The following is a 15,695-nucleotide window of genomic DNA, read 5'->3' as shown; positions in this document are numbered from 1 at the left end:
AGTCAATGATGTATCCGCTTTCAATATTTAATGAGAAAAAATTTTTATAAAATTCAGTATTTCATGTATAAACCCTATAATATTAAGGTTTTTATCTTTCCATATGATAACTTAAGCGTTTGACTCCTTTTTCGAAAGCGCTTATAATCCATTGTAAATTAATATTGAAACGTTTCGAAAAACACCAGTTGAATACTTTAGGAGGAAAAACATGAGCAAAGAGCCGTATACTTCACTCATTTCTAAAATGACTTTAGATGAAAAGATTGCTCAACTGATACAGCTAGCAACTCCTTTTTATAAAGGCGCATCCAATGAAGGTCAGATCACAGGACCGATGGCTGAGATGGGAATCAAGGAAGATGTAGCCTTGAATAGTGGTTCTGTATTGGGAGCTTCAGGAGCAAAAACGACAAAGGATATCCAGAAAGCTCATCTAGAAGAAAACCGACTCGGCATTCCACTATTATTCATGGCGGACATTATCCATGGTTATAAAACCATTTTCCCGGTACCTTTAGCAATCGGTTGTTCCTGGGATTTAGAGTTAGCCGAACAAAGTGCTGAAATAGCAGCAAAAGAAGCAGCGGTTTCAGGCGTACATGTCACTTTCTCCCCTATGGTCGACCTAGCTAGAGACCCTCGTTGGGGCCGAGTGATGGAATCAACCGGTGAGGATCCATTCTTGAACAGCGAATTTGCCAAAGCTTTTGTAAAAGGTTACCAAGGTGAAGATTTGAGCAATGACCATAGCCGAGTTGCCGCTTGTGTTAAACATTTCGCAGCATACGGCGCTCCTGAAGGGGGTCGGGATTACAATACTGTGGATATGTCTGAACGGCAACTCCGCGAATTTTACCTGCCAGCCTACAAGGCTGCACTAGACGCTGGATGCGAAATGGTCATGACGGCCTTCAATATACTAGATGGCATTCCAGCTACAGGGAATAGAAAATTGATGCGTGATCTCCTGCGAGGAGAGTGGAACTTCAACGGTGTCATGATTTCCGACTGGGGAGCTGTAAAGGAACAAATCGATCACGGATATGCTGCGGATCAAAAGGACGCTGCATTAAAAGCCCTTCGTGCAGGGGTGGATATTGAAATGATGACGACGTGCTACGTCCATCATGCAAAAGAACTGATTGAAGAAGGTGCCTTCGATGAGTCCATTATCGACGAAGCGGTTTTACGAATTTTAGAGTTGAAGCATAAATTAGGATTGTTCGAAAATCCTACACGCGGTGCCAATGAAGAACTGGAAAAGGAACTCGTCTTTTCTGCTTCTCATCGTCAGGCAGCAAAGGAATTGGCGATCAAATCCTCTGTCCTACTGAAAAATGAAGGTATTTTACCATTACAAAAAGACAAGAAAGTCGGATTGATTGGACCATTCGCTGAACATGATGATCTGCTCGGTCCCTGGTCTTGGATTGGTTCAAGAGAGGATGCTGTCAAAGTAAGTGAAGGATTCCGATCAAAAATCGATTCTTCTCTCCTTACCATCGCAAAGGGCAGTGATATTGAACAAATTACACAGTCTCAAATCGATGAAGCGATTGAGGTGGCTGAAAAGTCTGATGTCATTGTACTCGCTCTAGGGGAAGATTCGTATATGAGTGGTGAAGCTGGATGTCGAGCAGATATCCGCCTACCCCAAGCACAGTTGGATTTAATCCAAGCGTTAAAGTCTCAAGATAAACCTATGATCGCCGTGCTGTTCAATGGGCGGCCCCTGGACTTGCACGGAGTCGTCGATCAAACCGATGCTGTGCTGGAAGCTTGGTATCCAGGTTCAGAAGGTGGAGCGGCAGTTGCGGACATTCTATACGGAGATGCGAACCCTTCAGGACGTTTGACGATGTCATTCCCTTACTCTGTCGGGCAAGTACCAGTCTATTACAATTGTTATAATACGGGGCGGCCTCAGGTAGCTCCTGACTCGAAAGGGCGTTTTGTTTCCCAATACCTCGACATCCCGAATGAACCGCTCTTCCCATTCGGCTACGGATTAAGCTATACGACATTCGAGTATGGCAAGGTCTCATTATCCAGTGATGTCGTCCAGCCCGGTCAACCGATCGAAGTGTCAGTGGAAGTGACGAACACTGGAAAAATAGCAGGTGAAGAGGTCGCGCAGTTGTATGTAAGAGATATCACAGGAGAAGTCGTTCGACCGCTCAAAGAACTCAAAGGCTTCCAAAAAGTGATGATCGAACCTGGTGAGACAAAGCAACTTTCATTCACCTTATCTGAAGAACAACTACGATACTATCATCCAGATTTAACGTTTGACAGTGATGCCGGCGACTTTACAGCTTATATCGGGTCAAACAGCAGAGATGTAAGTGCACATCCTTTCAAACTTGTAAAATAGAGGTGTTTTGATGTCTATTAAAACAACATATAAACAGAAATATGAAATACAGAATGGTGCATTAACATTCACATTCTTGAAGAGCGGGGACCTTTTTCAATGTTCCCACTCTTCAACGATGATCAATCAAATCCTGACCAATCCAATCGATGGTTCATTGAACAATCTTTATTTAAGAATACACCGACCGGACGCCATCAAGTCGTATCCGTTGACAGGAATCCAATCGGACAGTGAGATGTTCGTTGCGGAAGATCAAATCAAGTGGAGCGGTTCAGTCGAGAACATCTCATATGAAGTGTTGTTTACCTTGACGGATGCAGGTATCTGGTTCTGGGATGTGAATTTGAATGGAACAGGAGTTGAGGTAGATCTCATTTATGGTCAGGATCTCGGATTAGCGGATCGTGGTGCTGTCCGTTCAAACGAAGCATATATGGCTCAATATACGGATCATACCGTTTATGAACATGACGAGCGCGGTTACGTCGTTTGCTCTCGCCAAAATCAACCACAAGGTACTGGTTTCCCTTACGTACAACAAGGATCCCTGAATAAAGTCAAAGGCTTTTCAACAGACGGGTTCCAATTCTTCGGTACATCTTACAGAGAGACGAATGAACCTAAAGCATTACACAAACCGATGTTGGCTAATGAAATCTACCAATATGAATTCGCGTATATCGCCTTGCAATCAGAACGCATTCAACTAAATGGAGAAGATCAGATTGTCTTTTATGGCATGTTTAAAGAAAACCATCCGGATGCGGTGACAGAGCTTGAATTTGAAGATGAATTGAATGCTACGTGGAATCGAATCGGCAATAAAGCTGCCACTACTTTCACAGAGGTGGACCACGTATCGCTTTCACCAAAGTTCGGAGCTCCACTACATACAGTAGAACTGTCTGAAGAGGACATAAACGAGCTATACCCGCACCGTAAACATGAGGAAATTGAGAACGGGAAACTTCTCTCCTTTTTCACCGATACACATGAACATGTCGTCTTGAAAGAAAAAGAAAAACTTGTTGAACGTCCGCATGGCCATATTCTCATGACGGGTCATAACGATCGATTGAAAGATGATGTCTTATCCACTACCTCTTACATGACAGGGGTGTTCAATTCACAGCTTGTTATCGGTAATACTTCCTTTAACAAGATGATGACGAATACTCGGAACGCTTTGAACATCTTGAAAACGTCTGGTCAAAGAATCTATATTGAGAAGGACGGAAAATTTCAACTGTTAGCGATGCCATCACTCTTTGAAATCGGGTTCAATTACACACGATGGTTCTACAAAACAGAAGACGACACAATCCTCATCACCAACTTCACTGCAGTAGACAAACCTGAAGTCCGTTTACAGGTTCAGTCTTCAAAAGGGAAGTCGTATCGATTTTTGCTAACGAACCAGGTGACGATGAACAATAATGAATACGAAGTTCCATTTGTTGTGGAACAAACGGGTCAAACGATCCTTTATACTTCCGATGAAAACGCCGACAACGCAAAGGTTTTCCCGGATCTAAGCTATCGTCTTCAATTGGATGGAGCGGAATTCTCACTGACAGATGAATCGATCTTCTCATCTGACTTCGAGGCCAACTCTGCTTCCCTTTCCGTTTTGGAGATAAGGGACACAAGTGATTGGACCGTTACAATTCACGGTTCATTGTACGGTGAAAATCTGGATTCTGCACCAAAGGACTTCAAACAGGAGACAGAAAAATACCGTCAATTTTTGGCGAAAGTAATGAACGGTTTCAAGCTCTCATCAGCGAAAGAAAAGAACAACCAGATTGAAAAGCTCAACACGCTTTCCTGGTGGTATACGCACAATATGCTCGTTCATTTTTCTGTCCCTCATGGACTTGAACAATATGGCGGAGCCGCTTGGGGGACAAGGGACGTTTGCCAGGGTCCGACCGAATATTTCTTGGCGACACAAAACTATGAGACTGTACGTGAAATCATCCACACTGTTTATTCCCATCAATTCGCCGAGGATGGCAGTTGGCCGCAGTGGTTCATGTTCGATAAGTACTTCAAGATCCAGGCCAATGAAAGCCACGGTGATATCATTGTCTGGCCGTTGAAGGTGGTCAGTGATTACATCCGCGCCACCGGAAACTACGATATTTTACAAACGAAAATGCCTTATACAAGGAAGCAAGGGTTTGAATTTACAGAGGATCAAGAGAGATTGTCCGACCATATCAGAAAACAGGTTTCCTATATCAAAGCGCATTTCTTACACGATACGTTCTTATCTTCCTATGACGATGGAGACTGGGACGATACTTTACAGCCTGCGAACGAACAATTGAAAAAATACTTAGTCAGTAGCTGGACGGTTGCCCTAACCTACCAAGTCATCCATCAGCTTTCGATTGCTTTGGAAAAGGTCGATCCTCAAGAAGCACAGGAAATGAAAGCATTGGCAACCGGTATCAAGAAAGACTTTGATCATCACTTGCTTCAATCGGATGTACTCCCTGGGTTCTTATACTTGGAAAACAAGGACAACCCGGAAAAGATGATTCATCCAACAGAATCCAAAACCGGAATCGACTACCGATTGATTCCGATGAATCGAAGCATCATCAGTGAACTTTTCACTCAGGAACAAGCTGAATCTCATTATCGTTTGATTAAAGACCACTTGTATTGTCCGGACGGCGTACGACTGATGAATCGGCCGGCTGTTTATTCAGGTGGAGTAAGTAAACAATTCAAACGTGCTGAGCAAGCTGCAAACTTCGGAAGAGAGATTGGACTGCAGTACGTTCATGCGCATATCCGCTTCATTGAAGCGATGGCGAAAATGGGACATGCTGAGGAAGTGTGGAAAGGGCTCGACGTTATTAATCCAATCGGCTTGAAAGAGGTCGTGCCGAACGCTGAATTACGACAAAGCAATACGTATTTCAGTAGTTCAGACGGGAAATTCAACACTCGATATGAGGCACAAGAACGCTTTGATGAGCTAAGGAAAGGCACAGTACCTGTCAAAGGTGGTTGGAGAATATATTCCAGCGGCCCTGGTATCTATATGAATCAACTGATCTCGAATGCGCTTGGCATCCGACAAGAGAATGGTAACCTGATAATTGATCCCGTTCTTACAGATGAACTGGATGGACTGACTTTAGAGTTTACCATTCTCAATCGCCCTGTGACTTTCGTTTATTACCTCAATAATATTGAGAAAAACGTTCTGGTGAACGGAACAAAAGTAGACAATAAAACTTGTTCCAATCGCTACCGCCAGGGTGGTTTCTCCATTCCTTTAAACGAGCTGGATCAATACCTTGCTGCAGCAGATAATCAGATTTCGATTCATTTGTAGTTAAGAAAAAGACTTGTTTCATTCATTGCGAGTAATAACAATCATTAGAATCTAAAAGGCTTTCCTTCGAAAAGGAAAGCCTTTTTTCATTCAACAGGGCTAGAGACCTCCTGTTCGTTCACTCGATCTATCTTTCCTGGACGGATACGTATTGCATCCCTTTGAGCAATCAGGCACAACTCTGCAGCTTTGAATGTATGGAATTGCTTCATCGCACTTTCCGTTCCATTCATGCAGTCCAGAATCAACTGACCGAAATAAGGAAAACCGACTTTTCCGCTTAAGGCAAAATGCTTTTCCCCTTCATGATTCACAAGGTAAAGGTGGTCGCCATCCTCTTCTCTTGCAATATCGACATATTTCCTCAACTCGATGTAGCCATCTGTCCCAAGAATAAGCGTACGCCCGTCTCCCCAGGTTCGGAGCCCGTCCGGAGTGAGCCAATCCACTCGAAAATAGTTCGTGGCACCATTATCCGCAATCAGAGAAGCATCACCGAAATCCTCCAGTTCAGGAAACTGCGGATGCTTGTAGTTCCCGATTTTACTATGGACGACTTGCGCATCTACTGCGCCTGTATAATAAAGGAACTGTTCAATTTGATGACTTCCGATATCACATAGGATTCCACCGTATTCTTCTCTGTTGAAAAACCATTCCGGTCGACTGTCTGTACTGATCCGATGAGGTCCCGTCCCTTGCACTTGTACGACGTTTCCGATTGCGCCTTCCTCAATGAGCTGTCCTGCAAAGACGGCACTTTCAACATGCAGCCGTTCGCTGTAATAGACCGCCCAGATCCGTCCGGTTTCAGCTGTCTTCCTTCGTGCAGCCTCTAGTTGAGCCAATGTGGTGAACGGGGTTTTATCGGTAAAATAATGCTTTCCAGCGTCCATTGCACGCAGACCGAGACCACAACGGTGCGAAGGAATGGCAGCTCCAGCAATCAATTGTACGGTCGGGTCCTGTAGGATTTCCTCTTCTGACGATGCTTGTTTGACTTGTGGATAGACCTTGCAAAACGCCTCCATTTTCTTCGGGTCTGGGTCGTAAACCCATTTGAGCGTCGCACCTGCCTCGGTCAAACCATTACACATCCCATAAATATGACCGTGGTCCAGGGCAACCGCAGCAAAGTTGAACTCCCCATCGCTTACGACAGGTTCACTTTTTCCTTCAGGCGCATAATTCATTCCATCCGTTTTCTGCATATAAGCCTCCTTATTGCTCTATATCCACTACACATCGAAAACCGATATTACCTGTTGAACTATCGGGAGAATTCGAGCTTCTAGCAGCGACACGATAACGATTACAGTACGATTTATGACAGAGATACGAGCCGCCTCTCATCGAACGGACATGCCCTCGATCGGGACCGTTTGGATTTTTGTTCGAGCTCGCAAGATGTACATTCGGGCTGAACCAATCCGAGCACCACTCCCAAACATTTCCGCAAACATTATAGAGTCCTAACCCGTTCGGCTCGTAAGCATCCACAGGTGCGGTACCGGCATGCCCATCCCTTACCGTATTTCGGTTCGGAAAGTCGCCTTGCCATATATTACATTGATGCTTTCCATCTACAATAAGCTCGTTCCCCCAAGCATAGAGGTTCTGCTCCAATCCTCCTCGGGCAGCGTATTCCCATTCCGCTTCTGTCGGAAGCCTCTTACCCGCCCAGTCTGCATAGGCTTTGGCATCATGCCATGACACGTGGATCACAGGATGATCCATACGATCACAGATATCTGAACCGGGACCTTCAGGCTGGTTCCAGGTCGCGCCACCAACTGCCAACCACCATGGAATATTCGGTACTCTTTGAGGGTTTGACGCCAACGCTTCTTCTGTTACAAATGTATGGAATACGAATGACCAGCCGAACTTTTCTGCCTCTGTTATATAACCTGTCTCAGTGATGAATTGCTGGAATTGTTCATTGGATACAGCATGAACATCGACATAAAACGGGTCAAGCACCACTTTCCGTGCTGGTCCTTCCCCGTCCTTCGGAAAGCCGACCTTGCTGTCCGTTCCCATTGTGAATGACCCACCTTCAAGAAGAACCATCCCTTTTAGCGAAGGCTCGTTTGTGGTTGTTTGAATGGTGCTTTGACTTTGTTGTTGATGTTTTCGCCCAGGTGCACAACAATTCTTCATACTTCTCCTCCCAATTCACTCATACTTTCCATCTCAATGTGCAAATGACTGGATAATGATCAGATGGATATTTTCCATCCACCGTACTTCGATCAACCTCCGTATTCAAGATCTTGATTGAAGGCGATGTAAAAATAAAATCAATCGGTTCCCCTTCCGTCCCACCAAGGAAACCATGAAAGGTTTTCCCCGGTGACCCGACGAAAGAGCTGTATGCATCCTTCAAATGGACCTTCCCTTCCAATAAGGAGGACTCCCCACGCAACTGGCGGATGACCGGATTGTCGGGATTGCTGTTGAAATCTCCTGTCAATAGGAACGGCATCCCTTCAAGAGGGCATTGTTCCTTCATCTTTTTAACGATTAAGCGAGCCCCTTGTTCTCGTGCCCATTGACTGATGTGATCCAAATGGGTATTGAAGTGCGTGAACGTTTTGGAAGGTTCCTTCTTGAAACAAAAGCGTCCCCACGTACAAATTCTGGGGAAATCACTATTCCAACTAATGCTGTTCGGAACTTCCGGATGTTCAGACAACCAGAACTGTCCAGAATCCACAGGTTCTAGTTCACGGTGTGCATAGAAAATTGCGCAAAATTCGTCCTCGTCACCACCTCGTCTTCCTTGTCCGATCCATCGATACTCAGATAAGTCCCTTTCCAGATCCTCGAGCATTGGACGTAACCCTTCCTGAATACCAATGATCAAAGGCTGATGCTTTTGGACCATACGCGTTACAGCTTGGACACGATGACCCCAGGCATTTTCCCCATCCTGAGGCAGATCCACCCGTATATTGAATGTCATCACTTTCATCTGAATCTTCCTTCTCACTTGTCTTATAAAGAAAGGATCAACCATCGAAACAGCTGATCCTTTTTTGTATGATGCGGCAATCTCTTTAAACGGTCTTCGAGATTTCATCCACTTCTGTCAATCGTTCAGCAAAGAAAGACATACCTCGTTTGAAAGCAGTCAATCCGTATAACATCGAGCTCCAGTCAATCAATGTAATCTTGGTAGGGTACCATCTGTTTTCAAGCTCCAAATGCCACCAGGAATAACGGTGTAACCCATACTGATAAGCGGCCCGAAGCTTCTTTTCATCCTCAGGATCATCCTTATTCTCATACTTGTCATATGGGAGATGGAGCTTATATAAAGCATATAGATCATGGATACCTGCAGGGTATACGGGTAAGAAGCCTGCTACGATATAGGCGGATGCGATATCTCCCGGCGAATTGTTGATCTGGTCTGCATGATAACCGCCATGCAGTCCATCATTCGGTCCAGCTCCATATCCCCATACGTACGAAGGAACATCATCAAGCTCTTTCCACTTCAACCGATCTGCCGTGCACGCATTTTTCAAGTATTCCTTATATACAGGACTCTTCGCATACTCCGGAACGAGAAAAAAAGGAAATTGATGGACGAAAGACGATAGGTACGATTGATGATTGCCATTCGTGTCGTTCAATACCGGAATATCACGGTACTTCACCTGTGGCAGCGTACTCAGCTGATCCTCAGCAAAATTCCCGTACCAAAGCGTCCGAATACCTTCATGCTCGGGTTGACCTAACAAAGCAAGGTAGGAGACCAATGCATACTCGTTGAAACAAGCGAGCGGAGCAGTACCGACCCCCTCCTTCACAATCATATTGATGACGCCTTGATCCTTATCGGCAATCACCACAGTCCAATTGATTTCACGCAAAAGTCGGTAAGCTCTTTCCTGGATCTCAGGTACCGTTTCTTTAAAATGATTTCCGGCAAAAAGGGCACCTGCGACCAATAGAGAAGTATCGATCGTCGATATTTCTGAATGGAGGTTTTCCCCTGTTTCCATATCTACGAAATGAGCGTAAAAGCCGGTAGAATCATCCCGAGCAGGCTTGCAACCATCGACCTCACCCATTACACACTTCAATGTGACGAGCGCTTTTTCAGCGGCCTGATCATCCCAGCCTTCCATGTCCGCAACACTCAGACCGATCAGTCCGACTCCTGTCGCTGCTATTGAACACCTGAAATCAGGATTGTCACCGAATGTCATGAACCCATCTGCATACAAACCTGTCTTTGGATGGCGTGAGGCGTCCAACAGCGCGTAGGCATCTACATATTGACGATCGAAAAATGCCCTTACTTCATCAGGTAGCTTCTTATAGACATTTGTAACTTCACTCATACCCTTCAGCCTCCTATACTCTTTCGTAAATGCGGTGGAATTGTTCATGCCGACCTTCCAACCGATCTGCTGCTTCATGACGGTCTTCTTTACGTAATTTATCGACATGCATGGAAAGCTCACCTCTCGTGTGATAAGGTCCTCCCTCATGGATGACATTCCACATCGGATCTGTCGGGTAGTCGGAAATCGCCATCTGTTCAGCTACCCATTCATCCAGCAGTACCATTCCACGTCCTACTATATCCGGTCTTTCTTCTGCCAGGTTGGTCGTTTCATGTGGGTCATTTTCGATATCAAACAACATCAGATCAGGGAAATCCTTCAATCCATCGTGGTACGTTCGAATCAGCATCCAGTTATCGAATCGCACAGAGCGTTGACAGCTCCAGGCAGCCTGACTGACAACAAGGTATGGTCTTCCGGCAGACTTCCCTTCCTTCAATGCCGGTAAGAAGCTGCGTCCATCCCACTTCCCGCGTTGTTTTCCGCCCGCCATTTCGACCAAAGTTGGTCCTAAATCCACCTGGTAATGGAACTCTTCGTCCACTTGACGACGGCGTATGCCTGGTCCAGACATGATCAGTGGAATTCGACTGGTGATATGATCTGCTGTCTGATGGTCTCCATAAACATTTAATTCTCCCTGGTTTTCACCATGATCGGCAGAAATGATGATCGTCGTTTCTTCAAGCACTCCCTGCTCTTCCAAGGCATTCAAAATCTTCCCGACATGGTCATCTACATATCGAATAGCCGTGTCATAGCCATCAATCCATCGTTTAAAGTCTGCACGTGATCGGATTTCTTGTGGAAGGTCCGGCCACTGATTGCCTGCGGGTACATTTCTAGCACTCATTGGTCCATAGCTTTCTTGATGTTGAGCGATGATGTCTTCCGTCAACCATTCTGGTGCTGGATCTTCTTTGAACGGATTACCGTAAGAAGCCGGTGTACGATATGGGGTATGTGGATCCCAGAAATTGAGGTACAACATCCAGTCATCTTTTTCAGTCGCACGACCATTGATCCACCTTAAAGCTTCCTTCGTTACATCATCTGCAGTCTCTCCCGCTTGCTTGTTCGTATCATGTACTTCCAGGAAACCTTCCAACACACTCCAGTTCGAGTGACGTCCCGGGAAAGGACTGATGATGGTTGTATGGAGTCCTTGCACTCTCAAAACGTCGACCCATGCTTGGTGCGGAGACTGGTGGTTGTTGAAAGCTCTGTTCGCCCCGACAGGGCGGTTGTCGGCTTCCAATCCTCCATGGTTGATCACCCCAGTATGGATACCGAATTGGGATTTGAACATGGCATTGCGTGACGGGGCACAAGGTGCATCCGATGCATAATAGTTGGTGAATGACGTCCCTCTTTCTGCAATTCGATCAATGTTTGGAGAGGTATTTCTGTGATAACCATAACAACCTAAATGGTCCGGTCGTAATGAATCAATGTCGATGTAAAGCACTCGCATGAATAATCTCCCTTTCTCATTTCGATTTTGTACAATTCATCATCTAATGAAATTGACGTTTCATCTTTCAACCAAACAGTAAAATGTAAACAAACCATTGATTTCTTATTGTTAATAATAGAAGATAACGCTTACAATGAACATAAACAAAACATACATACTTGTATGATTCATTAAATTTTTTATGGAGTGACAGTGATGAAAATCCATGGAGTCTATCATGATGTCGAGCCAACCTGGTCAACAGAACAATCACGGGGGCTGAATACGCTCGTCTATGTAACGGATGGAAAAGTCCGATATTCGCTTGATGGCAAAACGGTTGTGTTGGAAAAAGGAGATTTCTTATATATCCCTTCAAACGTCTACCGATCCTGGAAGAACGATGTGAACATATCTCACAAAAAATACACCGTTGTTTTTTCTTGGGAAGGTCATGCCCCCGATGGACTGGAAATTATCACCGAACAGAAAGAGGTATCTAGCTTTGAGCCTCGTCATACAGCTTATTTTGAACAACGGTTCGCTTTCCTTTTTGTCCAATGGCTAGGTCGAAGGACTTGTTACGAAATGCTAGCATGTAATGTCATCACCGAACTACTCCTACTCGTCCACCAGGAAAAAACGGAACGAAATGCTTCCCCGATTAAAGAACAGATTGTCAGGAAGATGCAAGAATACGTTCTTCATCATTTCAGACGGAACATTACGATTGAAGAACTTGCTTCCATTGCGGAAGTCACACCGAATTACGTAACCATATTGTTTAAAGAAGTCATTGGCGTCACGCCGATCCAATATCTACATCAGATTCGGATCAACACAGCTTGGAATCTACTGTCCGATACGCGTATGAGCATCCGGGAAGTTGCGGAGTACCTCGGTTACTGTGATCAATCCTATTTCAACCGCATGTTCAAGAAATGGATGGGGACAGCCCCGTCTAAGGTGAAGACAAATCCTATAGAATGAGGCAGAGGACATTGACGTCCTCTACTTTTATTATTTATGGGAAATCACCTGAACGATATGATCAGTTTATCATCGACTTTTGCATGTTTTCGTGAGGTGATCAGAGTTTGATCCCTTCGCTGCTCGATCAAGTAATCATCACTCTCATCAATATCGCGGTCTGTTGTAACGGAGATGACGTCTTCACTTTGTGTGAGACGGAACTCAATTGTACTCCCTGATGATTTTTGTATTTCCGCTGTTGAATAATTGATTTTCACATCTCCGATTGTCATGTTAATTGGTAGCATGACACCATCTTTACTTTGAAGTTCAATGGATCGACCATTGAAGAGTTCGTTTCCGTTTTCATATATAGAGAATGTCTTATCAAATCCATCCAGGTTCAAAAGATGAATGAAGCGCTCTCCTTCTTTATTAGCGGTCGATGTCATGAAGATTCCATGGAACTTACAGTCATGCTGAAGTGCTGCCTTCGTCCCAAGACTTTCTAGCATCTCTTTATAAAACTCAATTTGACAGTTATATACGGTCGCGATGACTGTTGCTTCCCCGTCCCCGACTTGAGTATGGAACCCGCAAACTTCATCCGATCCATAAACACGGAGGAACGGTTCGATTGCGCCTTGTATGTCGAATTCTTGTGCCATATGCGTCCTGATTTCCGGTCGGGATTCAGCCCGTCCTACACCATAAACCGAAAGCGCAAAGTGTGCATCGCCGCTTCTGACCGCTTTATGTTTTACCCCGAGCGCTTCAGCAAGGATCGTACAAGGTTTGGCCTCTAAATCATAGTTGGGGACTTGACCGTATAACATGATGCGGCCTCCCACGTTCATATAGTCGACAAGCTTTTGCTGGACAGTCCGGTCCAAATAAAGGGCAGAAGCCAACACTAAAACCGGGGTGGCTTTTGGATCCAACGGTTTGTTCTGGATGTCCACCGAGCCGAATCGGTATCCGGCAAGAAGCATCGCCCTGGCTAGGTTCTCCCATGCAGCAGGAGCTCGGTTCGCCTCAATGTTCTGGTACATTTCCCGCATTTGTTCACTTTCAGGATATCGGGATTCCGTCATGAAGTAATCCGGTATGAAAGCGAAGGAAACATTATCATGCTCTTCTTCCATGACCGCTAGCTTGTCCGCAACAGCCATCATCGTCCTAGTTGCTCTCGCCATCCTCGGGAACGTATAGTTCAACTCACCTTCCGGGCTGACTGGGGCCGCGAAACCATGACGTTCACCTGTATGAGCGATCCGATCGTTTCCATCGTCGAACGTTTCATCAAGCCGATAGTTCCTGCCACCTGTAAAAAGATAATAGTTGATCATTCGATTTCCTTGCGCGATACACATCCGGATCTTAAAATCCGCAGCGGATGGATCATATCTGCCACTATGTGTTTCACCGAAATTTCCATCACCGCAATTGAATTCGACTGATGTAAGTGGCTGATCTGGATTGTGAACTGCATCCATGAAGCCGTTAATCAAATAGAGATCTTGGAACGTCCCCATCGTCAGATCGCCAAAATAGATATCTGAGCCGGAAATATAACCCGGAGCCTGCGTATAGCTTTCATATAATTGACTGATTCCAATCGGATAGGTCAAAGCACGACCACCACCGGTTCCGTGGATGTTGACGACGAAAGGGACATCCTTCACACCAAATTCTTCAGCGTAGCCTCGAAGGGTTGCAACATACCGCGCAAAACGATTACGCATGTAATACCCTAAATCGAGATGAAGGGAAGGCGCATAATTTTCCTTCGGAGATCGAATCGCCCCACTACGGACAGTCTCATTGTCCAGGTCGAATGGATATCGCTGCTCGAGTTGACCCACATCATACTGCTCCTTCAACCATCTAGTAAAATCCTCAAGGACAACATCTGTCAGATCCGGACTATTGCTGACCCAGGAAAGCATTCCGATTTCATTATCAAGCTGTACCCCGATGATATTCCCACCGTTCGGATATAATCTCGGAGCAATCACCTCCATGACCGCTTCGAACCATTTACGCGTTTCTGCTAAAAAACCTGGTGCAAGATAATCCAATGTTTTGGCAAGGACCTGCCTTCCGTCCCATGTAACCGGAACGATGTCAGGGTGCTTGTCCATGACCCAGTGTGGAATTCCTTCATTTTTCATCTCCGCCATAATGAATGGACCTGGGCGGACGAAGAAGTAAAGATCATTTTTTTCACACAAATCGATAAAGCCTGCAAGATCCAGCTCTGGTCTTGTTTGACCATGCAGTTCAATTGCACCTTCCTGCGGTTCATGACATAGCCATGGCACATAGGAAGCTACCGCGTTACAGCCTGCTGACTTCAACTTATCCAGTCGATCTTGCCACTCCTCTGGACTGAGCCGATAATAATGGATTTCACCACACATGATAAGCTGTGGTTCCCCATCTATGAGGATTTGTTTGTTCTTTGTTTCAATCAATTCGTTCCCCTCCCGATCTGAATCTTCATGCTTCATTACTCTCTTGCATCCTTCGGTCAATTTTTAAAAACATATGCTGTGTGATCCATGTCAGGTAAAGTGCAATCAAACTTCCTCCAAAAAACGGGATGAGTGTCGGTAATAAGACCATGATCAACCCGATAGCCCCGCTTCCTAATAACGCAATGACGCTTTTCAACGGATGCAACATCGAAATGAAGACCGCATTCCGGAAAAGATGCAGGATCGAGATCTTATAGTGGGCAAACACCGGAAAAATCATCATCAAAATCAATGCATAGACGAATACGAGCATGATCGTAAAGGATTTCAATAAGAAAAACAGGGTTGAATTGGAGGATGCAAAGTACATATAGTCCAAATATAAAATGACGCCTAGAACGAGCATGATCCATCCGAATCCATTGGTTCGCTTGAAATCAGCTTTATACGTTTCCCAGAAGAGAGGAAGGACTGAGAAATCATCGTCCTTGCGCACCCACCGCCTGACCAAAGAGAACATCGCAGACGTAGCCGGAAATATCCCAAAAAAGAACACGCCCAGTAATGTAAAACCGAGCCAAAGTAAATTGACATACGCAAGCCTGGTGATCCATTCAAATAGAATAAAAAGCTTACCTTTGATACCAGATGTTTTCATACAACCATTCCGATCCATTTCTATCTTTGT

Annotated in this window: 10 protein-coding genes; 3 read left to right on the top strand and 7 right to left on the bottom strand. The window is 45.1% G+C overall.

The features are described 5' to 3' along the window. The first annotated feature begins 211 nt into the window (after positions 1–211). Together bglX and ACXQIQ_RS15825 are read left to right on the top strand one after the other, a co-directional pair. Positions 212–2,377 carry a beta-glucosidase BglX gene (gene bglX, locus ACXQIQ_RS15830; RefSeq protein ID WP_439301406.1) on the top strand — a complete coding sequence of 722 codons (2,166 nt, stop codon included), beginning with the start codon at positions 212–214 and terminating at the stop codon, positions 2,375–2,377. Between the two features lie 10 nt (positions 2,378–2,387). Beyond that, positions 2,388–5,735, top strand: a complete 3,348-nt coding sequence (locus tag ACXQIQ_RS15825) for a GH36-type glycosyl hydrolase domain-containing protein (RefSeq protein ID WP_439301407.1) — start codon at positions 2,388–2,390, stop codon at positions 5,733–5,735. A gap of 86 nt (positions 5,736–5,821) precedes the next feature. Here ACXQIQ_RS15825 and ACXQIQ_RS15820 read toward each other — a convergent pair whose 3' ends face one another. From ACXQIQ_RS15820 to ACXQIQ_RS15800, 5 genes are all read right to left on the bottom strand, one after another. Continuing rightward, entirely contained in the window at positions 5,822–6,946 is a 1,125-nt protein-coding gene (locus ACXQIQ_RS15820) for a Gfo/Idh/MocA family protein (RefSeq protein ID WP_439301408.1), read from the bottom strand. A gap of 10 nt (positions 6,947–6,956) precedes the next feature. After that, positions 6,957–7,898, bottom strand: coding sequence for a formylglycine-generating enzyme family protein (locus ACXQIQ_RS15815; RefSeq protein WP_439301409.1), 942 nt, complete (start codon positions 7,896–7,898; stop codon positions 6,957–6,959). Positions 7,899–7,917: 19 nt separating this feature from the next. Then, the gene (locus ACXQIQ_RS15810) at positions 7,918–8,712 is read right to left on the bottom strand and encodes an endonuclease/exonuclease/phosphatase family protein (RefSeq protein ID WP_439301410.1); all 795 of its coding nucleotides are present in this window, start codon (positions 8,710–8,712) and stop codon (positions 7,918–7,920) included. 85 nt (positions 8,713–8,797) lie between these two features. Continuing rightward, positions 8,798–10,093, bottom strand: coding sequence for a hypothetical protein (locus tag ACXQIQ_RS15805; protein ID WP_439301411.1), 1,296 nt, complete (start codon positions 10,091–10,093; stop codon positions 8,798–8,800). Positions 10,094–10,106: 13 nt separating this feature from the next. Beyond that, complete coding sequence (locus ACXQIQ_RS15800) at positions 10,107–11,573, bottom strand: sulfatase family protein (protein WP_439301412.1); 1,467 nt, start codon at positions 11,571–11,573, stop codon at positions 10,107–10,109. 198 nt (positions 11,574–11,771) lie between these two features. Between ACXQIQ_RS15800 and ACXQIQ_RS15795 the strand changes: the two genes are divergently transcribed. Continuing rightward, complete coding sequence (locus tag ACXQIQ_RS15795) at positions 11,772–12,545, top strand: helix-turn-helix domain-containing protein (RefSeq protein WP_439301413.1); 774 nt, start codon at positions 11,772–11,774, stop codon at positions 12,543–12,545. Between the two features lie 44 nt (positions 12,546–12,589). On the opposite strand, the gene ACXQIQ_RS15790 is transcribed toward ACXQIQ_RS15795, so the two are convergent. Continuing rightward, on the bottom strand, positions 12,590–15,040 hold the full coding sequence (locus ACXQIQ_RS15790; protein ID WP_439301414.1) for a beta-galactosidase: 2,451 nt from the start codon (positions 15,038–15,040) through the stop codon (positions 12,590–12,592). Continuing rightward, the gene (locus ACXQIQ_RS15785; protein ID WP_439301415.1) at positions 15,030–15,665 is read right to left on the bottom strand and encodes a YesL family protein; all 636 of its coding nucleotides are present in this window, start codon (positions 15,663–15,665) and stop codon (positions 15,030–15,032) included. The genes ACXQIQ_RS15790 and ACXQIQ_RS15785 overlap by 11 nt, the downstream gene beginning before the upstream one ends. Positions 15,666–15,695: the final 30 nt, after the last annotated feature.

This window comes from Pseudalkalibacillus sp. Hm43 (genome assembly GCF_054170705.1).
Note: the sequence above shows the minus strand (reverse complement) of the source record. Positions and strands in the feature narration are given on the sequence as shown.